General features: G+C 60.7%; 34 protein-coding genes and 1 tRNA gene. 16 read left to right on the forward strand and 19 right to left on the reverse strand.

The window, feature by feature from the left end; translation table 11 throughout:
- Positions 1–15: 15 nt before the first annotated feature.
- Positions 16–246: a hypothetical protein gene (locus NKJ32_RS01625; protein ID WP_023678501.1), complete on the forward strand. Its 231-nt coding sequence runs from the start codon at positions 16–18 to the stop codon at positions 244–246.
- A gap of 97 nt (positions 247–343) precedes the next feature.
- Complete coding sequence (locus NKJ32_RS01630; RefSeq protein WP_023678502.1) at positions 344–775, forward strand: GlcG/HbpS family heme-binding protein; 432 nt, start codon at positions 344–346, stop codon at positions 773–775.
- A gap of 10 nt (positions 776–785) precedes the next feature.
- Here the strand turns inward: NKJ32_RS01630 and NKJ32_RS01635 are convergent, their stop codons facing one another.
- The 3 genes from NKJ32_RS01635 to NKJ32_RS01645 form a co-directional block, all read right to left on the reverse strand.
- Complete coding sequence (locus NKJ32_RS01635; RefSeq protein ID WP_023678503.1) at positions 786–1,187, reverse strand: hypothetical protein; 402 nt, start codon at positions 1,185–1,187, stop codon at positions 786–788.
- 199 nt (positions 1,188–1,386) lie between these two features.
- Positions 1,387–1,569 carry a 50S ribosomal protein L32 gene (gene rpmF / locus NKJ32_RS01640; RefSeq protein WP_006203806.1) on the reverse strand — a complete coding sequence of 61 codons (183 nt, stop codon included), beginning with the start codon at positions 1,567–1,569 and terminating at the stop codon, positions 1,387–1,389.
- 139 nt (positions 1,570–1,708) lie between these two features.
- Complete coding sequence (locus tag NKJ32_RS01645; protein WP_031212144.1) at positions 1,709–2,467, reverse strand: biosynthetic peptidoglycan transglycosylase; 759 nt, start codon at positions 2,465–2,467, stop codon at positions 1,709–1,711.
- Positions 2,468–2,546: 79 nt separating this feature from the next.
- Here NKJ32_RS01645 and NKJ32_RS01650 point away from each other — a divergent pair, with 79 nt between their 5' ends.
- The gene (locus NKJ32_RS01650) at positions 2,547–3,464 is read left to right on the forward strand and encodes a polyprenyl synthetase family protein (protein WP_352457948.1); all 918 of its coding nucleotides are present in this window, start codon (positions 2,547–2,549) and stop codon (positions 3,462–3,464) included.
- A 169-nt stretch (positions 3,465–3,633) separates the two neighbouring features.
- Here the strand turns inward: NKJ32_RS01650 and NKJ32_RS01655 are convergent, their stop codons facing one another.
- From NKJ32_RS01655 to tkt, 3 genes are all read right to left on the reverse strand, one after another.
- Entirely contained in the window at positions 3,634–5,523 is a 1,890-nt protein-coding gene (locus NKJ32_RS01655) for a potassium/proton antiporter (protein WP_352696829.1), read from the reverse strand.
- A gap of 217 nt (positions 5,524–5,740) precedes the next feature.
- Positions 5,741–6,751 (reverse strand): type I glyceraldehyde-3-phosphate dehydrogenase, encoded by a 1,011-nt coding sequence (gene gap / locus NKJ32_RS01660; RefSeq protein ID WP_023678507.1) that lies wholly within the window; start codon positions 6,749–6,751, stop codon positions 5,741–5,743.
- Positions 6,752–6,909: 158 nt separating this feature from the next.
- Positions 6,910–8,901, reverse strand: coding sequence for a transketolase (tkt, locus tag NKJ32_RS01665; protein WP_352696827.1), 1,992 nt, complete (start codon positions 8,899–8,901; stop codon positions 6,910–6,912).
- 260 nt (positions 8,902–9,161) lie between these two features.
- On the opposite strand from tkt, the gene NKJ32_RS01670 reads away from it, so the two are divergent.
- The 4 genes from NKJ32_RS01670 (at position 9,162) to NKJ32_RS01685 (ending at position 11,662) form a co-directional block, all read left to right on the forward strand.
- Positions 9,162–9,434, forward strand: a complete 273-nt coding sequence (locus NKJ32_RS01670; RefSeq protein WP_006200774.1) for a DUF4164 domain-containing protein — start codon at positions 9,162–9,164, stop codon at positions 9,432–9,434.
- 4 nt (positions 9,435–9,438) lie between these two features.
- A complete protein-coding gene (locus NKJ32_RS01675; RefSeq protein WP_254816554.1) occupies positions 9,439–9,804 on the forward strand; it encodes a cell division protein ZapA in 366 nt (121 codons plus the stop codon).
- Between the two features lie 175 nt (positions 9,805–9,979).
- Positions 9,980–10,639 carry a peroxiredoxin gene (locus NKJ32_RS01680; protein WP_023678511.1) on the forward strand — a complete coding sequence of 220 codons (660 nt, stop codon included), beginning with the start codon at positions 9,980–9,982 and terminating at the stop codon, positions 10,637–10,639.
- Positions 10,640–10,789: 150 nt separating this feature from the next.
- Positions 10,790–11,662: an MBL fold metallo-hydrolase gene (locus NKJ32_RS01685; protein WP_352574809.1), complete on the forward strand. Its 873-nt coding sequence runs from the start codon at positions 10,790–10,792 to the stop codon at positions 11,660–11,662.
- Positions 11,663–11,852: 190 nt separating this feature from the next.
- Here the strand turns inward: NKJ32_RS01685 and NKJ32_RS01690 are convergent, their stop codons facing one another.
- The 3 genes from NKJ32_RS01690 to NKJ32_RS01700 all read right to left on the reverse strand — a co-directional run bounded on the left by NKJ32_RS01690 (position 11,853) and on the right by NKJ32_RS01700 (position 14,840).
- A complete protein-coding gene (locus tag NKJ32_RS01690; RefSeq protein ID WP_352696825.1) occupies positions 11,853–12,362 on the reverse strand; it encodes a hypothetical protein in 510 nt (169 codons plus the stop codon).
- Positions 12,363–12,700: 338 nt separating this feature from the next.
- Positions 12,701–13,612, reverse strand: a complete 912-nt coding sequence (gene rpoH / locus NKJ32_RS01695; RefSeq protein WP_023678514.1) for an RNA polymerase sigma factor RpoH — start codon at positions 13,610–13,612, stop codon at positions 12,701–12,703.
- 187 nt (positions 13,613–13,799) lie between these two features.
- A complete protein-coding gene (locus tag NKJ32_RS01700) occupies positions 13,800–14,840 on the reverse strand; it encodes an RluA family pseudouridine synthase (protein WP_352571978.1) in 1,041 nt (346 codons plus the stop codon).
- 26 nt (positions 14,841–14,866) lie between these two features.
- Here NKJ32_RS01700 and NKJ32_RS01705 point away from each other — a divergent pair, with 26 nt between their 5' ends.
- The 4 genes from NKJ32_RS01705 (at position 14,867) to NKJ32_RS01720 (ending at position 16,278) form a co-directional block, all read left to right on the forward strand.
- Positions 14,867–15,250 carry a fimbrial protein gene (locus NKJ32_RS01705; RefSeq protein ID WP_352457953.1) on the forward strand — a complete coding sequence of 128 codons (384 nt, stop codon included), beginning with the start codon at positions 14,867–14,869 and terminating at the stop codon, positions 15,248–15,250.
- Positions 15,247–15,654 (forward strand): VOC family protein, encoded by a 408-nt coding sequence (locus NKJ32_RS01710; RefSeq protein ID WP_352589829.1) that lies wholly within the window; start codon positions 15,247–15,249, stop codon positions 15,652–15,654. Before NKJ32_RS01705 ends, NKJ32_RS01710 begins: the two co-directional genes overlap by 4 nt.
- Positions 15,655–15,745: 91 nt before the next feature.
- Positions 15,746–15,820: transfer RNA gene (locus tag NKJ32_RS01715), tRNA-Glu, on the forward strand.
- 230 nt (positions 15,821–16,050) lie between these two features.
- Entirely contained in the window at positions 16,051–16,278 is a 228-nt protein-coding gene (locus NKJ32_RS01720) for a hypothetical protein (protein ID WP_352826664.1), read from the forward strand.
- A 48-nt stretch (positions 16,279–16,326) separates the two neighbouring features.
- Here NKJ32_RS01720 and NKJ32_RS01725 read toward each other — a convergent pair whose 3' ends face one another.
- From NKJ32_RS01725 to NKJ32_RS01750, 6 genes are all read right to left on the reverse strand, one after another.
- Positions 16,327–17,187, reverse strand: a complete 861-nt coding sequence (locus NKJ32_RS01725) for an ATP-dependent DNA ligase (RefSeq protein ID WP_352826665.1) — start codon at positions 17,185–17,187, stop codon at positions 16,327–16,329.
- A gap of 459 nt (positions 17,188–17,646) precedes the next feature.
- Positions 17,647–17,946, reverse strand: coding sequence for a DUF1236 domain-containing protein (locus NKJ32_RS01730; protein WP_254816945.1), 300 nt, complete (start codon positions 17,944–17,946; stop codon positions 17,647–17,649).
- A gap of 999 nt (positions 17,947–18,945) precedes the next feature.
- Entirely contained in the window at positions 18,946–19,197 is a 252-nt protein-coding gene (locus NKJ32_RS01735) for a hypothetical protein (RefSeq protein ID WP_352826666.1), read from the reverse strand.
- A complete protein-coding gene (locus tag NKJ32_RS01740) occupies positions 19,194–19,430 on the reverse strand; it encodes a hypothetical protein (protein WP_352826667.1) in 237 nt (78 codons plus the stop codon). Before NKJ32_RS01740 ends, NKJ32_RS01735 begins: the two co-directional genes overlap by 4 nt.
- A 2-nt stretch (positions 19,431–19,432) precedes the next feature.
- Entirely contained in the window at positions 19,433–20,218 is a 786-nt protein-coding gene (locus NKJ32_RS01745; protein ID WP_352826668.1) for a hypothetical protein, read from the reverse strand.
- A 36-nt stretch (positions 20,219–20,254) separates the two neighbouring features.
- A complete protein-coding gene (locus NKJ32_RS01750; protein WP_352826669.1) occupies positions 20,255–20,533 on the reverse strand; it encodes a hypothetical protein in 279 nt (92 codons plus the stop codon).
- A gap of 123 nt (positions 20,534–20,656) precedes the next feature.
- Here NKJ32_RS01750 and NKJ32_RS01755 point away from each other — a divergent pair, with 123 nt between their 5' ends.
- The 5 genes from NKJ32_RS01755 to NKJ32_RS01775 all read left to right on the forward strand — a co-directional run bounded on the left by NKJ32_RS01755 (position 20,657) and on the right by NKJ32_RS01775 (position 23,471).
- Entirely contained in the window at positions 20,657–20,896 is a 240-nt protein-coding gene (locus NKJ32_RS01755; protein WP_352826708.1) for a helix-turn-helix domain-containing protein, read from the forward strand.
- A 733-nt stretch (positions 20,897–21,629) separates the two neighbouring features.
- Positions 21,630–21,818: a hypothetical protein gene (locus NKJ32_RS01760; RefSeq protein WP_352826670.1), complete on the forward strand. Its 189-nt coding sequence runs from the start codon at positions 21,630–21,632 to the stop codon at positions 21,816–21,818.
- A gap of 107 nt (positions 21,819–21,925) precedes the next feature.
- Positions 21,926–22,258, forward strand: coding sequence for a hypothetical protein (locus tag NKJ32_RS01765; protein ID WP_352826672.1), 333 nt, complete (start codon positions 21,926–21,928; stop codon positions 22,256–22,258).
- 197 nt (positions 22,259–22,455) lie between these two features.
- Entirely contained in the window at positions 22,456–22,725 is a 270-nt protein-coding gene (locus NKJ32_RS01770; protein WP_352826710.1) for a helix-turn-helix domain-containing protein, read from the forward strand.
- A 542-nt stretch (positions 22,726–23,267) separates the two neighbouring features.
- Positions 23,268–23,471 (forward strand): hypothetical protein, encoded by a 204-nt coding sequence (locus NKJ32_RS01775; RefSeq protein ID WP_352826673.1) that lies wholly within the window; start codon positions 23,268–23,270, stop codon positions 23,469–23,471.
- A gap of 48 nt (positions 23,472–23,519) precedes the next feature.
- Here NKJ32_RS01775 and NKJ32_RS01780 read toward each other — a convergent pair whose 3' ends face one another.
- The 4 genes from NKJ32_RS01780 to NKJ32_RS01795 all read right to left on the reverse strand — a co-directional run bounded on the left by NKJ32_RS01780 (position 23,520) and on the right by NKJ32_RS01795 (position 25,792).
- Complete coding sequence (locus tag NKJ32_RS01780; RefSeq protein ID WP_352826674.1) at positions 23,520–23,963, reverse strand: hypothetical protein; 444 nt, start codon at positions 23,961–23,963, stop codon at positions 23,520–23,522.
- A 22-nt stretch (positions 23,964–23,985) separates the two neighbouring features.
- Positions 23,986–24,486: a Panacea domain-containing protein gene (locus NKJ32_RS01785; protein ID WP_352826675.1), complete on the reverse strand. Its 501-nt coding sequence runs from the start codon at positions 24,484–24,486 to the stop codon at positions 23,986–23,988.
- Positions 24,487–24,845: 359 nt separating this feature from the next.
- Positions 24,846–25,499, reverse strand: a complete 654-nt coding sequence (locus NKJ32_RS01790) for a hypothetical protein (RefSeq protein WP_352826676.1) — start codon at positions 25,497–25,499, stop codon at positions 24,846–24,848.
- Complete coding sequence (locus NKJ32_RS01795; protein WP_352826678.1) at positions 25,499–25,792, reverse strand: hypothetical protein; 294 nt, start codon at positions 25,790–25,792, stop codon at positions 25,499–25,501. The genes NKJ32_RS01790 and NKJ32_RS01795 overlap by 1 nt, the downstream gene beginning before the upstream one ends.
- Between the last annotated feature and the right edge of the window lie 32 nt (positions 25,793–25,824).

Consider the following 25,824-nt stretch of genomic DNA (forward strand, 5'->3'; position numbering starts at 1 on the left):
GATTGGATAACGCTCTTGGTCGAGAACTCTAAGGACACTGCCCGTGCGCGGGCCGATTTGCGTTTCAAGAAACAGGAAGAGGCAGCCACGGTTCGCCAGAAGGCGATGGCGGAATATGTCGCCGAGAGCGACGCTCGCCAAGCCAAGACCAACAAGCTGCGGGCGCTGCGCCTCGCCAAGGAAGCGGAAGACCTGGCCAATGCGCCTCCGGCCCCGGTGAAGAAGCCTCGCGCCAAGAAGAAATAGGCCGGCGCTCCCAGAATGCATGCTTCCTTTCGCACGCGAAACAGTTCACTCGGAGTCTGTTCTGCCGGTTGATAACTGGCGCGTTTAGGAGACGGCCATGACCGCACTGACGCTCGACAAAGCCCTTGAAATCATCGCCGCCGCCTTTGCCAAGGGTGCCGAGCTCAAGCTCAGGCCGCTTGGCGTCTCGGTGCTCGACGCCGGCGCCCATCTGGTCGCGTTCCAGCGTCAGGACGGCGCCTCTTTCCTGCGTCCGCAAATGTCGGCCGGCAAGGCCTATGGCGCGCTCGCTATCGGCATGGGCTCGCGCCGGGTGGAAGCTTTCGCCAAGGAGCGCCCGCATCTGATCGCCGGCGTCTCCGACGTGTCGGGCGGGCGCGTCCTGCCGGTCGTCGGCGGCGTGCTGATCCGCGACAACGCCGGCACGATCATCGGCGCCATCGGTATTTCCGGCGACACGTCCGACAATGATGAAACGGCAGCCATCGCCGGCGTCGAGGCGGCTGGCTTCACCGCTGACCCGGGCTGAGTCGGGATCCTTAACTCATATTGATGTCGCGGGTGGCCGACCGCATCGACACCGAAAAGCCGGCCAGCACGTCGATCAGCGCTATGACCATCAGTGTGAAGAAAACGGAATGGGCGGCGCCCTTCACCAGCAGGAACTCGACCAGATAGGCCACAAAGACGAAGGTCGACAAAAGATGGTCCATGATCGAGGCATTTGTCGTGCGCGTCGACTTCACCACTTCGACGAACAAGAAGATCAGTGCGATCAGCACGATGAGGTCGCCGAGGGTCATCGAGAACACGCCACCCGACATCATCCGGACCGAAAACATTTCGGTGGCCCACGGATCGTCGCCGCTGCCGAATATTCCCAGAAGCCCGAGATTGTAGAGGATGAAAGGCACGATCAGCAGCGGGATGGCACCGAACATGTGGCGGCTCCGGTTGGACTGATCTTTGTAGAGTGCGCCCGGCGTTCGCCGTCAAGAATTTTCGTGCGGCCGATAAACACGGACAAAGACGGCGTGAAACAACAATGTCAGGCCCGGCTGATACGATCAGTTGTCGCAAACGCAAAAAGACCGGCCAATGGCCGGTCGTTTCGCAACCCATAAACCGTCGAAAGCTCTCTCAGCTTTCCTTCGGCTCCAGAACCTGGCGACCGCGATACATGCCGGTCTTCAGGTCGATATGGTGCGGACGGCGCATCTCGCCGGAGTTCTTGTCCTCGACATAGGTCGGGGCCTTCAGTGCGTCGGCAGAACGGCGCATGCCGCGCTTCGACGGAGAGGTTTTTCGTTTCGGAACGGCCATGGATATGCTCCACTACATGGTCAAAACGCCCCGGCGGCCCTCGTGAAAGGGCCACATCAGGGGCCGGAATCTGAGAAAGTCGGGTGCCTATACACGCCCGACGGCGTTTTGGCCAGCGTCGCCGTGTTTTTTTTTGACACTATCGCAGGCAACCGACATAGGCGCCGGCGCGGCCGGCGCGCCGTTCGATCAACGCGGCAAGCCGCCTCAGTCCCGGCCCGGGCTTCGCCGGATTGCGCACGATCGGATTCGGCAAGGTGACGGCAAGCAGCGCTGCCTGCCGGCGCGACAGCTGTTTTGCCGAGACGCCGAAATGATGCTGGGCGGCGGCCTCGATGCCGTAGATGCCCGGTCCCCATTCGGCGATGTTGAGGTAGATCTCCATGATCCGCCGTTTCGACAGCACCGCATCGAAATAGACGGCCAGCGGCAGTTCCACGACCTTACGGACCGAGCCCAACGGCCGCGACCATAGATAAAGATTCTTTACCGTCTGCATGGTGATGGTCGAGGCGCCACGTGTCATCTCGCCGGCGAGCGCATCGTCGACGACGCCGCGCAACTCGCCCAGATCGACGCCGCGATGGAAACAGAACTGCCCGTCCTCCGACATGATGACCGAATATGCCAGCACCGGCGCGACATCGTCGATGGAAACCCAGCGCCGATCGTAGCCAGAAAACGTCGCCAGGTCCTTCAGCATCAATGTCGACACCGGATGCACGAATGTCGGCAGGTACAGGAAGGTCAGCACCACCGGCACCAGCGCCAGCACGACCGCGACGGCGATGCCGCGCCGGACCCAGCGTTGAAGACCGATGCGGCTGCCGCGTCTCGGTCTCGCCATGTCCAACCCTTCGGTTTCGTGATCGACGATCGGTTCCGCCAAGCCACCCAGTCCGCGCTACTCCCTGCCCCCGGCATAATGGCGCTTGGCTTCTTGCGCAACGTCTGAGTGTCGGCTACCGCTCCCGACCATGACGAAAGACGACCAAATGGCGTTCGAAGCTGCACTTATTGCCCGGGCAGTTCCGCTCGAGGCGCTGCTGAGGCGGTTGCTCGACGGACGGACGCTTTCGGGCGAGGTCGCGCGGCCCGAACGCCTGATGGCGGCAATGCGACATGGCGTGCTGAACGGCGGCAAACGACTGCGTCCCTTCCTGGTCATGGAAAGTGCTGCACTGTTTTCAGCCGACGGCGAGGCGGCGCTGCGCGTCGCGGCGGCGCTCGAATGCGTGCACTGCTATTCGCTCATCCATGACGATCTGCCGGCCATGGACGACGACGATTTGCGCCGCGGCCAGCCGACCGTGCACAGGGCTTTCGATGAGGCGACCGCCATTCTTGCGGGCGACGCCTTGCTGACACTTGCCTTCGACATCCTTGCCGACGAGGCGACAATGCTGCCGGCCGAGCGCAGGGCAACGCTGGTGCTGGCACTGGCCCGCGCCGCCGGGGCGGGAAGCATGGTCGGCGGCCAGATGCTCGATCTCGAAGCCGAACAAAGCCGGCCGGACGAGGCCGGCATCATCCGGCTTCAGGCGATGAAAACCGGTGCGCTGATCCGCTTTGCCTGCGAAGCGGGCGCTATCCTTGCCGGCGCGCCGTCGGGCGACCGCGAAAGGCTGGCCGAGTTCGGCTCGGCGATCGGGCTTGCCTTTCAGCTTGCCGACGATCTGCTCGACCTGACCGCCGACGCGCATCAGATGGGCAAGGCGACCGGCAAGGATGCCGCGGCCGGCAAGGCGACGCTGGTCGCGCTGCACGGACCGGACTGGGCGCGGGGCCAGCTCCATGGCCTCGTTGACCAGGCTCATGCGTTGCTCGAACCTTTTGGCGAGCAGGCTGCGCTTCTGAAACAAGCGGCGCAGTTCGTAGCGGCCCGCAACAATTAAGCGCGCCCCTATGGCGCGCCGGAGAATTGGCGACTGATCGGCCGGACGCCCTCGCAACCGGCCGATCGGGATCATTTCCGGCGATGTCGGACCACATGGACCCGCCACACCAGTTGCCGAGCCATTCTTCAGCCTCGCGGCAGGGTTCCGCGGCTCGGGTGGACAGCGGTCAGCCGTCGCCAGTTGTCTTTTCCACCACGGGCTGCGGAACCGGTTCCATCTCGGCCGCCGCCTCGACCGCCTGCGCCTCGGCCGGCTTGCGCCGGTTGCGGATGATGGCGGCGATGCGATCGCGGATTTCGCCGGCGCTGAGGAACACCGGAACGCGCGCCACCGGCGCGGTCGGCTCAAAGGACAGGCCAAGGCCGGTGATCCTGCCCTTGTCGTCGACGTCGCGGACGATCAGCTCGATCGGACCGAGCAGCACGCGGTCGGCGTATTCGGCGTGGCCGCCGAGCCGCGTAGTGACCAGGTCGCCAATGCTGAGCTTGCGTTCCGCTTCGGTCAGGCCCGGCGCGTAGGCGGTCTCCAGTTCCTCGGCGGGGCGTGACGGATCGACGGCGAAGGCCCCGAAGAAATCCGCGTCCTCGGGATCGACCACGGCACGGCTGGCGAACAGCTTGTCGAGCAGGCGCGGATAGCGGTCCGGCACGAAGATGTAGACATGGTCGCCGGCCGCCAGCCGGCCCATATCCTGGAAGCGCATCGAGCGTCCGTCGCGCAGCACCAGCGACGGCCGCGCCCAGCGCGGAATGCGTTCGCCGCGCGCCACCGGGCTGCCAGGTGCCACGCGGTAGGCGAGAAGCTCATGATGGGCGGAGCCCGGCAGTTCCAATTCGACCTTGTCGAGCGGTCCCAGGCGGGCCGGCACGATAAGGCCGAGACGGCGCGCCAGCGGCCCGACGGTCCATCCCTGGATGATCAGCGAGACCAGCACGATGATGAAGGCAGTGTTGAAGATGAGGCGGCCGTTCTCAAGACCGCCGAGCAGCGGCGTGATGGCAAGCAGGATCGACACGGCACCACGCAGGCCAACCCACGAGACGAAGGCGACTTCCGGGCGTGGCAGACGGAACGGCACCAGGCAGAGCCAGACGGCGATTGGCCGTGCCACAAATACCAGGAACAGGCCGAGCAGCACTGCCGGCACCAGGATCGCCGGAAATTGCGAAGGCGTCGCGAACAGGCCGAGGATCAGGAACATGATGATCTGCGCCAGCCACGACATGCCGTCCTGGAAGCGCTTGAGGATGGTGACGGCCCGGATATCGGAATTGCCGGCAATCAGGCCTGCGAGATAGACCGCCAGAAAGCCGGAGCCCCCGACGGCACCGGCGGCAGCGAACACCATAAGCGACAGCGTCAGCACGAAGATCGGCAGCAGGCCGTGATCGAGATTGAGGCGATCGACAAGGCGCACGATGGCCATGCCGCCGAGAATGCCGATGACCGCGCCGAGCCCCATGTTGACAAGGAAGCCGACGGCAAGATCGGTGACCAGCACCTTGGCCTCGGGGTGGGTATTGGCGGCGATGACCTCGACCAGCGTGATGGTCAGGAAGATGGCGATCGGGTCATTTGTGCCGGATTCCACCTCGAGCGTGGACCGCACGCGCTCGCGCAAATTAATCTCGCCGGCGCGCAGCAGGAAGAACACCGCCGCGGCGTCGGTCGAGGCGACGGCGGCACCGAGCAGGAAGGATTCCAGCCAGGTCAGGTCGAGCAGATAATAGGCGGCGGCGCCGAAGAGTCCGGTGGTCAAAAGGACGCCGAATGTGGCCAGCGACAGCGCCGGCCCGGCCGCCTGCCGCAAGGCGTTGAGCGGCGTGCCAAAGCCGGAATCGAAAAGGATGACCGCCAGCGCCAATGAGCCGGCAAAATAAGCAACTCGGGCATTGTCGAAATGGATGCCGAGACCGTCGGTTCCGGTGGCGAGGCCGATGCAGAGAAACAGCAGCAGGAGAGGGGCGCCGAAACGGAAGGCGATCAGGCTTGAAAACGCGGCGGCAACGACAAGTGCTGCGCCAACGAGCGTCACAAGATAGATACCATGCTCCATTCGTTGGTCGCCCCTAGTCGATATGCTCCGGCATCACGGGAGAGTGGGGCGAAGACATGGCCGCTGCAAGGCAGCAGCGTGGCTTTTTGCCCCACGCTGCCGATCGTCGAAAGTTTTGGCACCCCCGAGCAGCGGAGCGTGCCTCGGCGGTTCGTGCTGCAATGAAAAACGCCCGGACTGAGCCGGGCGTCTCCAGGTCGAGAAGCTGGCTCTGCGATCAGGCGATGGTCTTGCCGAAGGCGACGGCGGTATCGCCCATGCGGTTGGAAAAGCCCCACTCATTGTCGTACCACGACAGCACCGAAACGAAGTTGCCGTCCATGACCTTGGTCTGGTCGAGCGCCACGATCGAGGAATGCGGATCATGGTTGAAGTCGATCGAAACATTGGGGTGACGGGTAACGGCGAGGATGCCCTTCAGCTTGCCGTTCGAGGCGGCGATCACCGCGTCATTGATCTCCTGGACGGTGGTCGGCCGCTTGGCGATGAACTTGAAATCGACGAGCGAGACGTTCGGGGTCGGCACGCGGATGGAGATGCCGTCGAGCTTGCCCTTGAGTTCGGGCAGTACCAGGCCGATGGCCTTGGCAGCACCGGTCGAGGTCGGAATCTGCGACAGCGCGGCGGCGCGGGCGCGGTAGAGGTCCTTGTGCATGGTGTCCAGCGTCGGCTGGTCGCCGGTGTAGGAATGGATCGTCGTCATCATGCCCTTCTCGATGCCGACCGCCTCATTCAGCACGGCCGCCAGCGGCGCCAGGCAGTTGGTGGTGCAGGAGGCGTTCGAGATGACGATGTGGTCCTTGGTCAGCTTGTCGTGATTGATGCCATAGACGACGGTGAGATCGGCGCCCTCTGCCGGAGCGGAGACGAGAACGCGCTTGGCACCGGCGGTCAGATGGGCGACGGCCTTGTCGCGGGCGGTGAAGATGCCGGTGCATTCGAGCGCGATGTCGATGCCAAGCTCCTTCCAGGGCAGTTGCGTCGGATCCTTGATCGCGGTGACCTTGAATTTTTCCTTGCCGACGATGATCTGGTCACCGTCAACCGTCACCTCGTGCGGAAAGCGGCCATGGACGCTGTCGAAGCGCAGCAGATGCGCGTTGGTCTCGACCGGGCCGAGATCGTTGACCGCGACGACGTCGATATCCTTGCGGCCGGATTCATGGATGGCGCGCAGGATGTTGCGGCCGATGCGGCCGAATCCGTTGATGGCAACTCTGACGGTCATTGTTCTCTCCCTGGGAGTTGGAGGCCGAAGATCAAGTCCGCAGCTTCATAACGGCGGACGGGCAAAGAATCCAGCCGCCGAGGCGTGGATTTAAATCGATTAGTGCTCCACCGCCCGGCAAAACCGCTATGCCAGCCTTTGCCGGGCGGGGCTCACTTTCATTTGCCATGCAGACGGGCTTCCGCCGCCTTCACCGTTGCCTCGGCTGTGATGCCGAAATGCGGGTAGAGCTGTTCGATGGTGCCGGAGGCGCCGAAGCCGGTCATGCCGACAAAGATGCCGTCGGTGCCGATGAAGTGATCCCAGCCCTGACGGATGCCGGCTTCGATGGCAATCTTGAGCGGCGCATTGCCGATCGTCCTGCTGCGATAGTCGGCGCTCTGCTTGTCGAACAATTCGAAGCACGGCACCGAGACGACGCGGGTCGCGTGGCCGTGCTTTTCCAAGGCCTCGCGGGCGGCCAGCGCGATCTCGACCTCGGAGCCCGAAGCGAAGATCGTCACCGCCGCCTCGCCACTGGCGGCGGCAAGTTCATAGGCGCCGCGGCTGGAGAGGTTTTCCGCAACGAAGTCGTTGCGTACCGTCGGCAGGTTCTGCCGGGTCAGCGCCAATGTCGAAGGCGTCTTTTCCGACTCAATGGCCAACTGCCAGCATTCCGCGGTTTCCACCGCGTCGGCCGGGCGGAAGACATTGTGGTTCGGAATGGCGCGAAGTGCTGCCAGATGCTCGACCGGCTGATGGGTCGGGCCGTCTTCGCCAAGGCCGATGGAATCATGGGTCATGACGAAGATCGAGCGGATGCCCATCAGCGAAGCAAGCCGCATCGCCGGACGGGCATAATCGGAAAAGCACATGAAAGTGCCGCCATAGGCGATAATGCCGCCATGCAATGTCAGCCCGTTGAGCGCGGCCGCCATGCCGTGCTCGCGAACGCCGTAATGAACGTAGCGCTGGCCGTAATCGTCGGCGGTGATGTTCTTGGTCTGGCTAGTCTTGGTGTTGTTGGAGCCGGTCAAATCGGCCGAGCCGCCGATGGTTTCGGGCACGGCGCCGTTGATGACCTCCAGCGCCATTTCCGATGACTTACGGGTGGCGACCTTCGGCTTGTCGGCGACGAGCTTCTTCTTGTAATCGCCAATGACGGCGTCGAAGTTGGCTGGCAGCGTGCCACTGATGCGGCGTTCGAACTCTGCGCGCAATTTGGCATCAGCCTTGGCAAGCCGGCTTTCCCAGTCGGTGCGCGCCTTGACGCCGGTCCGCCCGGCGATACGCCATGCGTCGAGGATATCGGCCGGAACCTCGAAGGGCGGATAATCCCAGCCGAAGAATTTTCTGGCGCCAGCGATTTCCTCGGCGCCGAGCGGCGAGCCATGCGCCTTGTTGGTGCCGGCCTTGGTCGGCGCGCCGAAGCCGATGGTCGTCTTGCAGGCGATCATCGTCGGCTTGTCGGAGTGGCGGGCCGCTTCGATGGCATAGGCGATCGCTTCCGGGTCCTGGCCGTCGATATGGCTGGCATTCCAGCCGGACGCCTGGAAGCGGGCGACCTGATCGGTGTTATCGGCGAGCGACACTGGGCCATCGATCGAGATGTTGTTGTTGTCCCAGAAGACGATCAGCTTGTTCAGCTTCAGATGCCCGGCAAGCGCGATGGCTTCCTGGGATACGCCTTCCATCAGGCAGCCGTCGCCGGCCAGCACATAGGTGTAGTGGTCGACGAGATCATTGCCGAAAGCGGCATTCATGATGCGCTCGCCGAGTGCGAAGCCGACCGAATTGGCAAGGCCCTGGCCGAGTGGGCCTGTCGTCGTCTCGATGCCGGCGGCATGGCCGTATTCCGGGTGGCCCGCGGTCCTCGACCCCAATTGGCGGAACTGCTTGATCTGGTCGATGGTGATGTCTTCGTAGCCGGTCAGATAGAGCAGCGAGTAAAGCAGCATCGAGCCGTGGCCGGCCGACAGGATAAAGCGATCGCGGTCCGGCCAATGCGGGTTCTTCGGATCGTATTTGAGAAAGCGGGTGAACAGCACCGTGGCGATGTCGGCGCAGCCCATGGGCAATCCGGGATGGCCGGAGTTTGCCTTCTCCACAGCGTCCATGGCGAGAAAACGGATCGCATTGGCCATCCGGTCATGTTGTTCGCGCGAAGTCATGCTTCCTCCAAAATGGGGGTTTGGGCCTTGGGAAAGCCCTTGAAAAGGGTGCGCGACACATAGCAGGCGCGGCCTTTTAGTCAACAAATCGGTGTGCTTTTGCCGGTCTTGTGATGGCCATGCGCGACTTACATTAGCGTTAGCAGGGGACAGTCGCGACAGCTTTATTGACGTGCGGTTCACACGACGCGTAATGTTTCAGGGATAACGCGTTCTGAACGTGGATGATTCGGTGATGGGCAGGGCGCAGGACGAAAGCCATGACCGGGGAAACGACCCTCAAGGAAGTCATTGCCAGGCTGGGTAAGGCCATCGAAGGGCTGGAAAACGCCGTCGCGGCCAAGCTCGAGCACGAGCGGGACTATTCGGAAGCCGAGGCCGAAGTGCAGCGGATGAACGCCGACCGCTCGCGGCTGGCGCAGGAGCTCGACAATTCCGAGGCCCGCGCCGAACGGCTGGAAGATGCCAACAAGGAAGTGTCGCGAAGGCTGGTGACAGCCATGGAAACCATCCGCGCGGTACTGGACAGGTAGGCCAATGGCACAAGTCACGGTTTCCATCGACGGCAAGCAGTATCGGATGGCCTGCGACGAGGGCCAGGAAGAGCATCTGATCGATCTTGCCGAGCGCTTCGACCGCTATGTCTCGCATCTGAAGGATTCTTTTGGCGAGATCGGCGACCAGCGGCTGACCGTGATGGCCGGCATCATGGTCATGGACGAGCTTTCGGAACTGCAGAAGCGGGTCAAGGGCATGGAAAGCGAAGTGCTGACGCTGCGCAAGACGCGCGACGACGCACTGACCAAGGCCGACAAGAACGATTCCGTGCTGACCGGGGCGCTCGGCGCACTGGCCCAGCGCATGGAAGACCTGGCGACGACGCTGGCAGTGAACAAGGCCTGAACCAGCGCAGCGAAAATTCCTGCTGCATTTGCCGAGAAGCAATGAAAATATTTCGCCGCCGGCCTTGATGCCGGCGCAACAGGCGTTTGAAGGATGACGCCGGAGTGATAGAAAGGCAAAAGCAGCGCCGGGCAACGCCGGCTGCGATCTGCACGCACAGGGTAAGGGACACGTCATGAGCCTTCGCATCAACGATATCGCACCGGACTTCACCGCTGAGACCACGCAAGGACCGATCAGCTTCCATGAATGGATCGGCGACGGCTGGGCGGTATTGTTCAGCCATCCCAAGAACTTTACGCCGGTTTGCACGACCGAACTCGGCACAATGGCCGGGCTCGAAGGCGAGTTCAGGAAGCGCAACGTCAAGATCATCGGCATCTCGGTCGATCCCGTCCAAAGCCATGAAAAGTGGCAGAACGACATCAAGACCGCGACCGGTCATTCGGTGAACTACCCGCTGATCGGCGACAAGGATCTCAAGGTCGCCAAGCTTTACGAGATGCTGCCGGCGGGTGCCGGCGAGAGCTCGGAAGGCCGCACGCCCGCCGACAATGCCACGGTGCGTTCGGTTTACGTCATCGGGCCCGACAAGAAGATCAAGCTGGTTCTCACCTATCCGATGACGACCGGCCGCAACTTCGACGAAATCCTGCGCGCCATCGATTCCATGCAGCTGACCGCCAAGCACCAGGTGGCGACGCCGGCGAACTGGAAGCAGGGCGAGGACGTCATCATCACCGCTGCCGTCTCCAATGAGGATGCCATCAAGCGCTTCGGCGCCTACGAGACGATCCTGCCATATCTCAGGAAAACCAAGCAGCCTTCCGCCTGAGCAGGCAGAGGCGGCACGGAGAATTTTCGGTTTTCCTGGTCGTGTGAGTATGGGGTGCTTGACGGCGCCTGGTTGACGGACAACCATGCCTTTCATTTGCCGTGGCAGAGAAAGTCATTCCTGCCACGGTGAGGATCAAGGGGGCTGGGATTGGACGCATTATCGGCCAGGTCGCAGGTCACCGGCTTCTATGACAAGCCGAGCGGGTCCGTCCAGTATGTGGTCGCCGACATGGCGACCCGCAAATGCGCCATCATAGATCCGGTGCTCGACTTCGACGAAAGGTCCGGTGCAACGGCAACGAAAAACGCCGACGCCCTGCTCGACTTCGTCAGGGAAAGCGGGCTGGAGGTCGAGTGGATCCTCGACACGCATCCGCATGCCGATCATTTCTCCGCCGCCCATTATCTGAGGGGGAGAACCGGAGCGCCGACGGCAATCGGCGAAAAGGTCATCGACGTCCAGAAATTGTGGAAGGTGATCTACAACTGGCCGGAATTCCCCGCCGACGGTTCGCAATGGGACAGGCTGTTCGCCGACGGCGCAACTTTTTCGGTCGGCGGCCTTCCGGCAAGAGTGCTGTTCTCGCCGGGCCACACACTGGCCTCGATCGCTTACGTCATTGGCGACGCCGCCTTCATCCACGACACGCTGTTCATGCCGGACAGCGGCACCGCAAGGACAGACTTTCCGGGCGGCAGTGCCGAGCGGCTCTGGCGTTCGATCGAGGACATCCTGGCGCTGCCGGACGAGACACGTCTGTTCGTCGGTCACGACTACCAGCCGGGCGGTCGCGAAGCGCGGTGGGAAAGCACGGTCGCGGAGCAGAAAGCCGGCAACATCCATGTTGCCGGCTGCAAGACGGAAGCCGACTTCGTCGCGCTCCGCCAGGCCCGCGACAGGACGTTGCCGATGCCGCGGCTGATCCTGCACGCGCTGCAGGTCAATATGAATGGTGGACGCCTGCCGGAACCGGAATCCAACGGGCGGCGCTATCTGAAATTTCCGCTCGATTGCCTGTGAGGAGATGGGTCGCTGGCACTACAATGCTATTTCAGACTCGGCGCCGCCCTCATCGTTCTGCGATGGTCATCCAAGTTATTGATCCTGATTCGATTTTTGCGATGTTTGCATCCGATAGGTCCATGCGGAAGACGGTTGCGGTAGCCGGATGAGGAGCGGCGCAGACGCCAGCTAAGTGTTTAGTCCAGCGTCAGGGTTTTGTTCGGCGGGCTAAATGTTCATACGTGATTTGCCAAGGGTTGCTCTCGGAAGATCTTTCCTCGCCGATCCAATGGAAGCTGGTGGCAGTGATCTCAGTGAAACGCCATCGAGTTTGCAGACCGCGCGAGTCATTGCCGAGCTGGACAATGTCCTTACCCTCGGCCCGGCCGATCTGGCGCGAGCGATCCTGGTTGAGCGGGTCGTTCCATATGATATGCCAGCCATCGATCCCAGGGTCGAAGATGCGCAAGGTCGTACCATACATCGTCGACGGCGCAGGGCGCTTGGGCCTGATCCAAACGTCCTGAATCGCGCGGCCTTCGAGCACCCAGCCAAAATGGCATTCGCCATCCCATTTTTGGATTGCGCCGTCGTCGAGGTAGTGGACCGAGTCCATTTCCCAGCTTCCAATTAGCCATCCATACAGGGCCATGTCTTTCGCTCGGTCGGCTGGCGGACCTTCGGATCCGAGAGCGGCCAGGAACGGAGAAATGGTCATCGTCACACTGCCTTTCGTTTTCAATAGGCTCAACTGCCCGGCGCGGCCCCGGCGCCCGTTGTCGCCCCCGCCTGTCGCAAGCGCCGGGTTTTGAAATGCCCCGGTCGGCGCGGAACATTGCCGCTACAGCTTGCAGCGTTGCGGTTTTCAGGGCTTGGGGAAAATTGCGATAATACCGCTGTGGATGAGATCGTCTGCGGACGCCATGGCGAGACTACTGAGCAATTACGACGGCGGATCGGACATCCGCAAAAGGCGCCGCGGAACCGGCAACCCTCTAAAAAGAAACGGCGGCGCCAGTTACCTGACGCCGCCGTTATTTGTTCCCTTGGAAGGCCTTACGCCGCCGGCTGCGCCTCGATGGTGCGCAGCGCCTGCGTCTGGCGCTTGGCTGCGGCCTTGACCGCGTCCTGCACCTTCTCGAAGGCGCGCACCTCGATCTGGCGCACGCGCTCGCGGCTGATATCGAACTCGGCCGACAGCTCTTCAAGCGTCAACGGCTCATCGGCGAGGCGGCGCGCCTCGAAGATGCGGCGTTCGCGGTCGTTGAGCACGGCAAGAGCGCCCGACAGCATGCCGCGCCGGTTTTCCAGCTCGTCCTGCTCGATCAGCATCTCTTCCTGGCTTTCGTGGTCGTCGACCAGCCAGTCCTGCCATTCGCCGGACTCGCCTTCACTGGCCCGGATGGGCGCATTGAGCGAGGCGTCGCCCGACAGACGGCGGTTCATCGACACGACTTCCGCTTCCGAGACGTTCAGCCGGGTGGCAATCTCGGTGATCTGGTCGGGCTTCAAATCGCCTTCGTCGAGCGCCTGGATCTTGCCCTTCACCTTGCGCAGGTTGAAGAACAGGCGCTTCTGGTTGGCGGTGGTGCCCATCTTGACCAGGCTCCACGAGCGCAGGATGTATTCCTGGATAGAGGCCTTGATCCACCACATCGCATAGGTGGCGAGACGGAAACCGCGCTCCGGTTCGAATTTCTTGACGGCCTGCATCAGGCCGACATTGCCTTCCGAGATCACCTCACCGATCGGCAGGCCATAGCCGCGATAGCCCATGGCGATCTTGGCGACGAGCCGAAGGTGGCTGGTGACGAGCTTGTGCGCAGCCGTGGTGTCCTCATGCTCGGCATAGCGCTTGGCGAGCATGTACTCTTCCTGCGGCTGAAGCATCGGAAAGCGGCGGATTTCTTCCAGGTAGCGGCTGAGACCGCCTTCGCCGGAAACGATACTGGGTAATGACTGGGCCATGATAGCGCCCCCTCTCTATTGGAGTGATGCCCCCGAAACGCGGCGGGCATGTGGCGCGAATGCCAAAGGCACATTCGCGCCAACCGACATATATAGGAACAAAACCAGAAAGACAGGCATTTGTTCAACACGAAACAGTGTGTCACGTTGAAGTGAACAACGCCGGTCAGGTTTTCAGGTGGTTGGTTCAGAGCTTGCGGAAGCCGTCGACGAGTTCCTCCATGTCCCACGGTATCGGTGCTTCGAACCTCATCGTTAGATGGGTATCCGGATGCCGAAATGCAAGGAGGCGGGCGTGCAAAGCTTGTCGCGGAAACGCCTTTACCTTGCTTCTTAGCGGCTCGGGCAACCGATTGGCCTTGGTGCGGAAAGCCTGGCCGTATTCGGGGTCGCCAATCACCGGATGGCCGATATGGGCCATGTGGACGCGTATCTGGTGAGTGCGACCGGTTTCCAGCCGGCATTCGACCAGGCTCGCCGTGGCGAATTCCTGCTGCTGCTCGCCAAAGCGCTCAACGACGGTGAAATGCGTGACGGCGTGGCGGGCATCGTCGCGGCCTTGCGGCACCACGGCGCGGCGTACCCGGTCGGCGGCGCGGCCGAGCGGCGCGTCGACCGTCCCGGTCGGCCTTGCCGGTATGCCCCAGACCAACGCCAGATACGCCCGCTCGAGATCGCCGGTCAGGCCGTGGTCGGCAAAGGCCTCCGACAACGCCTTGTGGGCGCGATCGGTCTTGGCGACGACCATGACGCCGCTGGTCTCCTTGTCGAGGCGGTGGACGATGCCCGGCCGTCTCACGCCGCCGATGCCGGACAGGCTGTCGCCGCAATGATGGATCAGCGCGTTGACCAGCGTGCCGGTCCAGTTGCCGGCGCCGGGATGTACGACCAGCCCGGCCGGCTTGTTGATGACGATCAGCTCGCTGTCCTCGTAGAGGACGTCCAGCGCAATATCTTCGCCTTGCGGCTCCGCCGGTTCCGGCTCCGGCATGTCGACCGACACGCTGTCACCTTGTGCCATCTTGCGCTTCGTTTCGCTGGCTGGCCTGCCGCCGATCCTGACGGCGCCCTGCTTTATCAGCATCTGTACCCGGCTGCGCGACATGTCGGGGCCGAGCCTGGCCGCCAGCCATTGGTCGAGCCGCTGGCCGGCCGCATCGGCGCCCGCCTCCAGCACGATCGGTCCGGCCCCTATTAATTGTCTGACCTCTTCGTTATGAGCGCTCATCGAAAACAGTTCCGGAATCTGCTGCCATGGCCCGGCCGCTTGCCGACGAAGACGAGGAAAAGCCGCTCGACCCCGAGGTCGAAAAGGTGCGGAGGAAGCTCGTCCGCTTCGTCGCCATCAATCTCGGCCTGCTGTTCCTCGCCCTTATGGTGGTGATCGCGGCGCTTGTCTACAAAGCGCGCAACGCGCCGCCTGCCGCCCCTCCGCTGAGCAGCGACATCCAGGTGCCGATCGGCGAAACGGTCAACGGCGACATCGTGCTGCCGGTCGGCGCCAGGGTGATCAGCCAATCGCTGTCCGGCAATCACCTGTCGATCGACACCGAGCTGCCCGACGGCAGCCGCGCCATCTTCGTCTATGACATTACCGAGCGCCGCATCGTCGGCCGTTTTTCGATCAGGAACAAATGACCGGTTTTGCCGAACACCGCAGCATTGCCACGGTCGCGCTTGTCGTCGCAAATTATGACGAGGCGATCTCGTGGTATGTCGACCGGCTGGGTTTTGTGGTCGCCGAAGATGTCGACCTCGGCGGCGGCAAACGCTGGGTCACGATCACGCCGGGCAACGGGCAGGGCGCGCGGCTGCTTCTCGCCGAGGCATCCGGCGATGCGCAAAGGCACGCCGTCGGCAACCAGACCGGCGGGCGGGTCTTTTTGTTCCTCGAAACCGACGATTTTGCCCGTGACCATGCGCTGTTGCTCGAAAAGGGCATCGAATTCCATGAGGCGCCCCGGCACGAGACCTATGGCACTGTGGCGGTTTTCGCCGATCTCTATGGAAATCTCTGGGACCTGATCGAGCCAAAACGCTAGGCTTGCAGCTGAGTATTTCACCGGCGCGATCGGCAGCCTTAACCCTAGTTGCTTTTTGCCAGCCGTCAGCCTATATCGCCGGTTCTTGAACGCGCCCATCGTCTAGCGGTCAGGACACCGCCCTCTCACGGCGGGAACAGGGGTTCGATTCCCCTTGGGCGTACCAAGGATTTCAACTACTTAGCGCGTCGGCAGGTAAAACCGTCAAATAACGGTCAAATAAGCCTTCCACCGAGCCCGTTTTGAGGGGTGCGCGCGCGCTGGAGGCGTGGGTCTAGGGCAGCCAACGCTTCCATACCGTCGCGACGCCCCTCTTGCAGAATATCTCTTGCGGTCGAATTAGGAATATGGTCCTCATTGTGCCGGTGCGGCGATCCACTTAACGGAGATCGCACAATGGCCAGAACCAAACCATCCAAGCAACTTTCACACACCGAGATCGACCGCTTCATGGCGGCTGCGGAAGAGCTTCACAAGAGCATTGTCCGGCCGCTGCTATCGCCTACCTGCGACCACTATCGAGCGCTTCGAGCGGTCCATGAAATCCTGTTGAAATCAGTGAAGGACATTACCGGCAAGGATGCAGCTTTCATCCGATGGCACGGCACGGGGCCAGCGAACTAGCGGGCAGCGGGGAATCGCTGCATTCAGCACCGACCAACGCGCCAAGGTTCAATCGTCTTCGCGGAAATCCTGCAGCGAGGCGTGGCGCAAGTCTTCCTCGCCTCGAAGGTGCTTCACGCGGCCGATCAGTCCCGGCTTGACCCATTGTGTGGCCGGCCGCTTCATGCCCTTCGGCGCCGGTCCGGCATGCTCCTGGACGCGCTTCCATAGCCGCTCGCGGATCTCGCGGCTTGAATTGATAAAGGCAGACCCGACATATCTTCGCGTGCCGATCTCCCCCATGAGGGCGAACGCCGGCTTTCCGGCCTCGCGCTCGACGCCGAGCAGCTCGAATTCGTCAACGGCGTAGCACTTCGCCTTCACCCAGTTGATCGACCGCCCACTGCGATACTTGCTCTTGCGGCGCTTCGAAACCATCCCCTCCATCCCGGCCTTATCGAGCAGGTGAAAGATTGCTTTGGTTTCGCCCGGAAGAGACTCGCTGAACTGGATGCGACTTCCCGCGGGGATCAAGCCGACAAGTAGTTCGCGCCGATGTTCCAGAGGCAGGTCGCAAAGGTCATGGCCATTGAGATGCAGGAGATCGAAGGCGACGAAATAGAGGTCATGCTGGCGCCGGGTAATCGCCTTCCGCAAAGCCGCGAAGTCGGCAAGGCCAGCTTCATTCGGGACAATGATTTCCCCGTCGACGATGGCGCTGTCGACGTTGAGCACTTTGGCCGTTTCGACCAAATCGGGATATTTCGCCGTCCAGTCCATCCCGTTGCGCGTGAAGATGCGCGTGCCGGCTTCGTCTATGACGATCTGCGATCGGTAGCCGTCGAACTTGACCTCGTGAATCCAGTCGTCGCCCTCGGGAGGCTTCTCTACCAACGTCGGCATCAGCGGCGGGATGAACTTCAAACGCATGAACGGCACTCGCGGAACGCGATTCAATCCGCTGAGTTACATTAGGTTCCACTAATGCAGGAAGCGTTTGCGGTGTCGCCAGATCTCATCAAGGAAAAAAGAGCGGCATGTGGTTCTGTCTGATCTTCGCGCTATTTGCCGCGCTTGTGTTGATCCTGCGGGGGCAGAATTAAGGCTCCCCACTGCTGCCCGAGAGCGGCCTATACGGCTCTGGATAGGTCCTATGAGGCCGCAGATGCCCACCGGACTACCGATCAGCTAGGGACGACCCCCACTACGAGCACTGTAAGGAGTAGGGACAGCGGTATCGTACTCCATCGCGAACCTGGCGCTTGACTGTTGCGCGCAAAGGGGCCTCGGCGAGCGAAGCCACCGTCTAGTTGAAGGGCGAGGCACTTGCCAAGGCCATCATTTGCCCGGCCACACCTCGCCCCGCTGCCCATCGCTCCCCCGATGAGATCAGTCGTAGACTTTGACAATCTTGCGTGTGCCAGGATCGACAAGGACGGTTCTGCCGTCGACCACAACGTAACGGTATTTGACGTTCGGGACCTCGTGAAGCTCGACGGTGTCTGGGAGGGGCGAGCCGATATTAAGCTCCACTCCAGGGATTTTCACCGATGCGAGCGGCTGCTTCTTCACGTATTCCTTGATGACGGTTTCCTGCTGCGGTTCGATAATCACGTCCTGAGCAGCAGCGGCACCAATGCCGGCCAGCAGCAGAAATCCCGCGGCTGCGGTGGAAAGATGCATTCTCATAGCTGTCTCCTTGTTGAAAATTGCCGGGACGCATCTTCATCGCGCCAAGCTCACCACAACGTGAGCTAACCAACGAACGTTCCTCGGCCGGCCTTAGTTCCTTAAACCGTCGGACCTAAGTCTGAAACGCTAGACGTAATGGTCTGAACAAGCTGTCGCGCGGAACCGCGACATTCCTTGTCCCGTTCTTGCGAACTCATCGAGGAGAAACGGCTCATGGAAAATAGTGTCCACCAAGCCCGCTGGTTGCTTGCACCAGTTTTCGCCGTTTCCATTACATTCTTGGTGATAGGAATGGTCGCCAGCTGAAAAATGACACTCCAGCCCAAAGTTCGTATCTGCGCATAGAAAGTCCCTTCATGCGCTGATAGGGTCCGCCGGCCATTACTGGATTTGGCAGGCGGACCCTTAGTTCCCTGGGCGCTCCGGTTCGTCGCCGAAGCCTAGCAGCGAAGCGTGGCGTATATACTTGTGCTCGCCACGGAGGTGCTGTTCCCTCACTGTATTATCAGCGGGAGAGGCATCGCCGACGAGCGGCCGAAAATTTGGATAAGCCCCTTCAGCAAACACTCAAAAGGTTCAAAAGGGTCAGCCGCCGCTGCTGTTCCGCCGCTGTTTTCAGCGAGCCGTCAGCCTATTTCCTGCCTGTATTGTCAGGGTTTCCAGACATCAGGGAGCCATCCTCGCTGCAGCCGCAGGACCCAACGCATAACTGGCGGCCGTAGCTGATCCGTCGCTGTTTTCAGTGGGGATTAAACCGGCCTAAGCGCATAGAGCGCAATGGAATTTCCGAGCTGACTTGTCCCTGTTTCCCGTCTGTTTTCAGACGCTCTTCTGAAGGGGTGTCAGTCCCCATCGTTTCACGCTCGTAAGCGGCTTGCAGTCTTTCCCGCCGGCGCCCATGCTTCTTTCAATCTGGGAGACCGATGGAGTTCATCCGAATGACGCAGCAGCTGACCGACCCCGCAGCGGGCTTGGCATCCTCCAGTCGTTAAGGGCTCATGCCCCCGTTTTCATAGCCCTGCTGTCGGCGAGCACCCTGCTAAGACAGGCGTCCGCCGCTTCGTTCAGGCGTTCGGCGAGGTCCCGACCGATCATCGCCAGCGCGCATATTTGGTCCGGCAATGCGACCCTCTTGCCGTCGCGCTCGAACTCCTGTTCCATGGTCCGATCAAAGAGCACTTCGAGCAACTGGTGCAGGTTCCCGATATCGGATTGCAGGTCGTTGAGGTCGTCCGAAGGCGCGCTCATGATGCCTTTCCTTCGAAGGCTTCGTAATAGGCCTTCCTCACCTTCTGTGTCATATCAACTGCGACGTTGACCATGAAGGAAATCAGCTCCCGATCCCGGTCAGTAAGCACCACTTCGTTGGATGTAAGGCCGGTCTGATCCAGCATGTTCACGAGAACGTCCATCATGTTATCCGCATCGCAGATCAGCGGCTCCAGGTCGTGGAAAGTCATCTTTTCCTTGGCGTCGGCCATCGTCATGCCTCCCCTGCCAAGCGAAGGACGGAGGCGGCCAGTGCCGGACCCCAATCCGCGGCGGCGATGGTGTATCGTTGCCAGTCTGAAACGAGACCCCACGCCGCAAGGGCTTGAGCCTTGATGACCACACCGGCCATGGTCGTTTCGGATTGCACCATGATGTTGTTGATGATGCCGATCAGCGCACCCGCCGCCGCATGCTTGCGCTCGTTCGCCGCCTTGTAGCCAGACGCCTTAAGAACACGCGCCTTCTCAGCCTCGTATTTGGAGGCAGCGGTATATTGCGCCACGATAGCGCCGAGCCGATTTTCCCATGCCGCGCGGTCAGGAAGGCCACCAACTGACCGCTTGTCGATCGATTTGCCCTTGAGGATGCCCTTAGCGCGGGTCAGCTCCCATTCCAGATCGTCGCAGGTCACAATAACGAGCGGCCGATCGTTACTGCCTGGACGCCCGACGCCAGTGCCAGTGATGTCGCGTTCAATTGGGCCGCCGCCGTATTGCCTGTCTGAGATAATTTCGTCAGGTGCGACCGGCCAGACCTTTGACCACTCTTTGACGATTGCTTTCCGCTCAGCCACCGCAATTCGGTACTCTTCGGCAACGGCAGCAAGCCCGCCGCCGAGCCGAACCAGTTCCGGGTTTTCGACAGGTGCGCAACCGGCGGCCGACGCGGCTGTGACAGCGGCGGCAGCGGTTGAAGCGGCCGCGAGCCCGAGCAGCATGCGGCGGCGCTTGATCGCGGGCACACCTTCGGCGGCTGCCCAAACAGAGGTGTTTGGCATTGTCATTCTCCCTTGTTGATGAACGGTTGTGCCGGCCTATCCGGCGAGGGCTGCAAGCTCGGTTTGAAGTTGGCGCCGGCGGGGTTCGATGTTGACGCGCAACGACTGATATTTGAGGCGATCAATCTCAACCTCGATGCGATCAGCTTGGCGCTCTGTCGCGGTCATTTGGGCCGCCTTCGCCTCACGCCAAGCGGCGGCGAGATAGAAACCGAAGTCGGCGCGGTTCAGCTTGCGCGTTAGGTAAGGACGGGCATCGAAGTGGGCTTTCCACTTCAGCCAGGCTGCCTTCATGATTTCCGAGCGGTTGAACATTTTGCTTCTGGTTCATCGGTTAACGCTTTTCGTTAATTGCAACCTAAATCATTGCCTATAGCCACGTCAAACGATTTTCGTTATAGGTGGTGAAATTAGTTGGGAAAGGAATTAACCCGCACCATGACGCCAGAGCAATGCAGAGCGGCCCGAGGGCTGGCCAACATATCGCAAGACGATCTCGCCAAGGCTGCAAGGGTCGGATTATCGACGGTTCGAAACTTTGAAGCTGGGCGATCCGTCCCCGTGGCCAACAATCTCACAGCTATGGTGCAGGCCATGGAGCGTCTTGGCGTGGTATTTATCCCCGAGAATGGCGGCGGCGCCGGCGTGCGACTCGCAAAGCCTGGGACCAAAGGCTGAACCATGTTCCGCAAGATGAAGCACAATGCGCGGACACGAAGGGCAATCGAGTATTTGCGCAACCATCCTGAGGACGAGGCGGCGGTTAAAGCCATCCTTTCATCGACGTACATCCTAGACGCCAGAAGCGCTCGGGAAGTCGCGCAAAGCACGGGCGGCAGAGAAATGACGGAAGAAGAGTGGCACGTCTTCGGCCCGCGTTGGGAGCGAGCTTGGTATGCAATCGTTCGGTAGTGGTGGAGCGGGCCGACCTTATGAAACGTAGGCGCGAAGATCTGCTGGATGATGACCCAATCACTCTCAAGGAGGCGTGCGACCTTCTGCTGAGGGGAATCGTGTCAGTCTCTGCCCTGCGCGCTGAAATCAGGCGTGGAAACCTGACCGTTGAGCGCATTGGGAAGAACCTCTACACGACACCAGCCCACATTAGGACAATGAGGCTGAAATGCCGCGTGCCCTCGTTATGACGCCCCGGCGCGCATTCATAAGCTCCTGGTGGCCTGGTCGAGATATAAAAGCCGCCGGGATTATGTTTATCGGCCAAAACGGCAACGGCTCGGGCGACCGCCTGCGGCAGAAAGTTTGATTGGGAATGACCCGCGTTACAGCAGCACTTTGCATACTAATGATTGGATCCAGCGCCTCCTACGCAACGCCTTACACAGTGATAGGCGCGGGCATCCAAACTTGCCCCAGTTGGGTGGCGACCAAAGAAACCACGCGAGAAGTCTCCATGAGCTGGGTGCTGGGCTATGTGTCCGGATTGGACATGGCTAGCTCTTCGCGAAGCGGGAAGAGCTCGCGCTTCAAAACTGTCGATCGCGAAGCGCTGGAACTGTGGGTCACCAACTACTGCACTAGCAACCCGCTAAACTCTATTTATGACGCCTCGCTTGCCCTTTACCTTGCCGTTACCGAGTGACAGCCCATTAGCACCTTCCGGCGGCGGCATTCCTTCTGCTCAAATCGTCAATTGCGCCCTTGCGAGGGCGAAGCTTTTGACGTTCAGTGTGGCAGGGGGAAATCACATTGCGCAAACATCACACCTTCGCGGCGGCCGGGGCCGCGATTATCCTTTTGAGCGGGTGCTCCGGTTCGGGGCTTGGGATGCCTGGCTCACCGGCTTGGTTTGCCACCACACCGCAGACGGAACAGGCAACCTATTTCCGGAACCGATGCGTCTCCTACGGCTTCGAGCCGGGAACGCCAGCCATGGCTCAATGCATCCAAAACGAATCCATTTCGTCTCGCGGCAGGGCATCTGCCAGAGCGAATGCGGCTTTTACCAACATGCAAAACAGTCAGCCAAAAACAACGACGTGCAACCGCTTCGGCAGCACCGTGAACTGCACGACATTTTGAAATGGCCTGCTTGATCGCGGGCTGATCGGTTCAGGTAAAGACATGGGGTACCCAGGTAAGCAATGGACAAGTTTCCGACCCTGGCGCTTCTCACTGATCGTCGGGCACCAGATGAAGCACTGGTTAGACGGGCCGTCGAAGAAATAGCGGCGGGCCGAGATCCAGTTCGTAGGAAGTTGCTGGCCTCCTATTTTGAGATGTTGCGAAGCGCAGACCGGGCGGCATACGACGCAGCAGTGGCCATCCTCCAGCTCCTAGGGCACGGGACAGCCGGCAGTGAGCCAGAGCGGCACCCGAATGCTTATTCCCCTCGAACACTGGCGACGCGATGGCTTTGTTCGGAGCGCCATGTGCGAAACTTGATCAAGAGGGGTGACCTGCCTCACTTCAGATTTGGCAAGCTTCTTCGCATCAAGCCTTCGGACGTTGATGACTTCGAGCGGCGCAATGTGGTGAGGCCGGAATGACAGGCGGACGAAAGTTGACCGACGAGGAGTGGCGCACCTTCGACCCGCGATGGGAGCGGGCCTGGTACGCAATAATCAGATAGCAATGATCGAGCGAACGCTTCTATTCGCAGTTGCTTCCATAACTAGAGACTGCCGATTCAAAATCGTCCTGAGCCGACTTAAGGCGCCGGAACTCGGAATAGCAGTCGTCGCGACCTTGGCTACCACCGACACAATTCGCATACCGTTTGAGCGCGTACGAGATGTCGCTTGTTGCGCTGTTGAAGCTGTCGACCGCATTCTGACATTCCTCAACGTCGGCCCTGGCAATCTCTGCGGATGCTGCGACGAGCACAAAAACGACTGCAAGCCTAGCGATTGAAGTCTTCATTTGTAGTCCCTCCCATCATGTGCGAGCCGCGCAGCTGGCATGGCGATATTGGGCTTGCCCTTGGCGAATGCCAAGGCGCGTTAAGTTGAAGCCGCGATGCCTTCTAAAGGGAAGACCCACTTGTGCTAGCGCTGCGACGGTGATTTTGTACCTTGGTCGGGAGGAAATCATGTTGAATGGCAAATGCCCAAAGTGTGAGAACGTCGTGCAACAGGGTCGCATGGAACACATGAACATCAGCGACGGCACGATGAGCCTAAAGGCGTTCAGCGCCGCTTGCCCTCACTGCAACACTATTTTGGGCGTGGTTCTTGATCCTCGCCCACCCGAAGCGATGCTTGAGAAGATCATGAAGGCCCTGCGTATTCGGTAAAGTGTTTGTGCCGAGAGCCTGCAAAACGTGCCGGCGAATTGAAGTCAGTCAGCCATGCCCAGCGCCCTTGCCGGACGCAACAAGGCCAGCGATTAACCGTAGGTTTTCGGGGATTGCTTCCTCATGGCGTTCCCTTGCCATGCGGAACGCGCCCTTAAGCACAGCGACAATTATAAGACCGGATAGCAGCATCGAGCCCGCAAACAGCGCCACGCGGGTGTTTTCGCCCATTATGAAAAATGTGAAGTGGTGCCAGAACACCAAGCTCAAGACGAGCCCCCACAAAAACACAACGAAAACTGCGCTCAATGCTAGCGTGACCCACCGAATAGAGCGAATCTGTTCGTTGTCGGTTTTTAGGTCGGTGAGGTAGGCCATAAGCTCTTTGTCGAGCTCGGCGTTTCGCCCGGAAGATTCGAGCAGGGCTTCAATTGCCGGCCAGCTCGCCTCTATGCGAGAGAGGACGTCTGGCCCATCGTCAGTGGGAGCCAAGTCAACTCTTGGCTCCGCACTTTTAGTCGAAGGTGTTTTTGGCCCAGCCGCGCTCTTTGCGGACATTGTTGTAATATTCTTTCATCGTCGCCTCGGGGATCGAGGCGTAGTTGCCGGAATCTTCTAAAGTTGTCGCCCATGGTGACCCGTCTTTATGGGTCAAGTCCGACAAAGAAAACGCATGCATTTTTCCGTAAGAGTCAACAACGTTGGTGATCAAGCGCTTTGCAGGGAGAGCCAGGTCATCCGCCGCGTACGGCAATTCCATGAACTCATCCGTCAAAAGCTTGTTAACAGGCTGGCTCGTGTATCCGCTAAGCGCATTGTAAAGTTTCGGGTAAACCGGCCCGAGCTTCCACACCTGCGGCTGCCCGTCTACAAGAGGTTCATCAAAAAATGCCAAAGACCATCCGTGCACGAGGAACACCAATTTAATTAGGTGCATCTTCGTGATCTTCAGGTCGCGCTTCCACGCCCTTTTCAGAATTTCATTTGCGATTGCGCGCTGGTCGTATCGCGCCATGCAACTACATCTCCCGTATCAAACACAGCCTTTAGATAGGATGATTCTAGCACTCTTTCCACAGCACGTCTTGACAGCGTTGTGTCCCCATCCATTCGCCGATTCGGTAATCGGCCTAGTCCACAGCGTTCGCGGCCCGCCGCGCCTCCGAAATCAGCGCTGATATAGCCTGCCTGCCTGCGATAGCCTCACACGTAAACCGACCATGCTTATATAGCCCGTGCGCAAGCCCTCTTGGTGCTCCACCGCCTGCACCGTGAAATCGGCAAACCCGATGCCCGCGCTTTGCCGGCGCTTTGCAGCCAACGCCGCTGCGCTTGCTGCGAGCCTGACAACGCGGTGCGCGGTTCATGGGGTTATCAATCATTTTCTTCAGCTACCCCGCCCCCATGAGCGACGTTGCCGACGATAGCCTGGCCGCCCTTTTCCACGTTCACGCGCTCGACAATCACGCGCTGCTCTCCCTTGCTGCGATAGCGTTTCAGGGCCTCAATCTGAGCCACATATGTACGGGAAAGGCGGTTCAATGCCCGCTCGTGCGCCTCCCTCAACTCCCACGTCTTGGCTTCTCCCATGCACACAGCAGTATTCATCGTGGCAATGTGGATAGCGGCCATCTGGACACCGAGAGTCGCTTCGATCTGGTCCTTCGGCCGGAGCCCGCACACCATGGAGAGGGCATAGTTCATGTCGCCCTCACGCACCACGTTGCCGACCTGAGCAACCTTGGCGAGCGAATCGAGAGTGCCGGCAAGGAAAGTGCCGTTATCGGCCCCTACCGCTTCGGCCAATAGCTCATAGCCCAGTGCCGGGTCGGGGTGGTCCACCGTGAGCGATGCGACGCGCCTACCGCCGTCTTCGCTCATCGTGACTTTTATTTGCGGAACCGGACGCTTGCTGTCGCGGCGCTTATTGTAAGCGGCCTTCGAGGCAACTTCCCGCGTTGTCGGCTCATACGGCTTCGCAATGGAGTTTGTGGTCTTGCCTCGCTTGGGCATTGGGACAACGGTCATCAGTGCCTCGCCACGCCCATCTGTTGAATGCCGATCGCCATCAGATCCGCAAGGGCGTCCGCTGCCTTGCTGAGCAAGTCCTGCCCCATGGCGTGAAAGAGGCCCGCGTTGCTGAGGTCGCCCCGCTCTCGATATGCTTCCGCCAAAGCGTGACAGCCCTGGCTATAGGCGATGAAGTTGAACAGGTCGGTTTCGGTCGCCGTCGCGCATGTGAAGACATCTGAAAGGCTCTGTGCAAGCTCGGCATCCATATCGACAGATGCCGACACCATGCGCTCTTCGACGAAAACCATGTAGTCAGCCAAGGTTGGTATAGTCATCTCGC

The organism is Mesorhizobium sp. M0159 (assembly GCF_040322295.1).
GTDB lineage: Bacteria > Pseudomonadota > Alphaproteobacteria > Rhizobiales > Rhizobiaceae > Mesorhizobium.

Excerpts from the sequence above, each read along its gene's own strand:
- NKJ32_RS01720 (WP_352826664.1), top strand. The coding sequence starts at position 16,051 with ATGGCCAGAACCAAACCATCCAAGCAACTTTCACACACCGAGATCGAC.
- NKJ32_RS01650 (WP_352457948.1), top strand. The coding sequence starts at position 2,547 with ATGACGAAAGACGACCAAATGGCGTTCGAAGCTGCACTTATTGCCCGG.
- rpoH (WP_023678514.1), bottom strand. The coding sequence starts at position 13,612 with ATGGCCCAGTCATTACCCAGTATCGTTTCCGGCGAAGGCGGTCTCAGC.
- NKJ32_RS01710 (WP_352589829.1), top strand. The coding sequence starts at position 15,247 with ATGACCGGTTTTGCCGAACACCGCAGCATTGCCACGGTCGCGCTTGTC.
- NKJ32_RS01630 (WP_023678502.1), top strand. The coding sequence starts at position 344 with ATGACCGCACTGACGCTCGACAAAGCCCTTGAAATCATCGCCGCCGCC.
- NKJ32_RS01670 (WP_006200774.1), top strand. The coding sequence starts at position 9,162 with ATGACCGGGGAAACGACCCTCAAGGAAGTCATTGCCAGGCTGGGTAAG.
- NKJ32_RS01755 (WP_352826708.1), top strand. The coding sequence starts at position 20,657 with ATGACGCCAGAGCAATGCAGAGCGGCCCGAGGGCTGGCCAACATATCG.
- NKJ32_RS01770 (WP_352826710.1), top strand. The coding sequence starts at position 22,456 with ATGTTGCGAAGCGCAGACCGGGCGGCATACGACGCAGCAGTGGCCATC.
- tkt (WP_352696827.1), bottom strand. The coding sequence starts at position 8,901 with ATGACTTCGCGCGAACAACATGACCGGATGGCCAATGCGATCCGTTTT.
- NKJ32_RS01675 (WP_254816554.1), top strand. The coding sequence starts at position 9,439 with ATGGCACAAGTCACGGTTTCCATCGACGGCAAGCAGTATCGGATGGCC.
- NKJ32_RS01785 (WP_352826675.1), bottom strand. The coding sequence starts at position 24,486 with ATGGCGCGATACGACCAGCGCGCAATCGCAAATGAAATTCTGAAAAGG.
- NKJ32_RS01740 (WP_352826667.1), bottom strand. The coding sequence starts at position 19,430 with ATGGCCGACGCCAAGGAAAAGATGACTTTCCACGACCTGGAGCCGCTG.
- NKJ32_RS01790 (WP_352826676.1), bottom strand. The coding sequence starts at position 25,499 with ATGACCGTTGTCCCAATGCCCAAGCGAGGCAAGACCACAAACTCCATT.
- NKJ32_RS01700 (WP_352571978.1), bottom strand. The coding sequence starts at position 14,840 with ATGAGCGCTCATAACGAAGAGGTCAGACAATTAATAGGGGCCGGACCG.
- NKJ32_RS01775 (WP_352826673.1), top strand. The coding sequence starts at position 23,268 with ATGTTGAATGGCAAATGCCCAAAGTGTGAGAACGTCGTGCAACAGGGT.
- NKJ32_RS01655 (WP_352696829.1), bottom strand. The coding sequence starts at position 5,523 with ATGGAGCATGGTATCTATCTTGTGACGCTCGTTGGCGCAGCACTTGTC.
- NKJ32_RS01690 (WP_352696825.1), bottom strand. The coding sequence starts at position 12,362 with ATGACCATTTCTCCGTTCCTGGCCGCTCTCGGATCCGAAGGTCCGCCA.
- NKJ32_RS01750 (WP_352826669.1), bottom strand. The coding sequence starts at position 20,533 with ATGTTCAACCGCTCGGAAATCATGAAGGCAGCCTGGCTGAAGTGGAAA.
- NKJ32_RS01735 (WP_352826666.1), bottom strand. The coding sequence starts at position 19,197 with ATGAGCGCGCCTTCGGACGACCTCAACGACCTGCAATCCGATATCGGG.
- NKJ32_RS01705 (WP_352457953.1), top strand. The coding sequence starts at position 14,867 with ATGGCCCGGCCGCTTGCCGACGAAGACGAGGAAAAGCCGCTCGACCCC.
- NKJ32_RS01635 (WP_023678503.1), bottom strand. The coding sequence starts at position 1,187 with ATGTTCGGTGCCATCCCGCTGCTGATCGTGCCTTTCATCCTCTACAAT.
- NKJ32_RS01725 (WP_352826665.1), bottom strand. The coding sequence starts at position 17,187 with ATGCGTTTGAAGTTCATCCCGCCGCTGATGCCGACGTTGGTAGAGAAG.
- NKJ32_RS01680 (WP_023678511.1), top strand. The coding sequence starts at position 9,980 with ATGAGCCTTCGCATCAACGATATCGCACCGGACTTCACCGCTGAGACC.
- NKJ32_RS01745 (WP_352826668.1), bottom strand. The coding sequence starts at position 20,218 with ATGCCAAACACCTCTGTTTGGGCAGCCGCCGAAGGTGTGCCCGCGATC.
- gap (WP_023678507.1), bottom strand. The coding sequence starts at position 6,751 with ATGACCGTCAGAGTTGCCATCAACGGATTCGGCCGCATCGGCCGCAAC.
- NKJ32_RS01760 (WP_352826670.1), top strand. The coding sequence starts at position 21,630 with ATGAGCTGGGTGCTGGGCTATGTGTCCGGATTGGACATGGCTAGCTCT.
- NKJ32_RS01730 (WP_254816945.1), bottom strand. The coding sequence starts at position 17,946 with ATGAGAATGCATCTTTCCACCGCAGCCGCGGGATTTCTGCTGCTGGCC.
- NKJ32_RS01795 (WP_352826678.1), bottom strand. The coding sequence starts at position 25,792 with ATGGTTTTCGTCGAAGAGCGCATGGTGTCGGCATCTGTCGATATGGAT.
- rpmF (WP_006203806.1), bottom strand. The coding sequence starts at position 1,569 with ATGGCCGTTCCGAAACGAAAAACCTCTCCGTCGAAGCGCGGCATGCGC.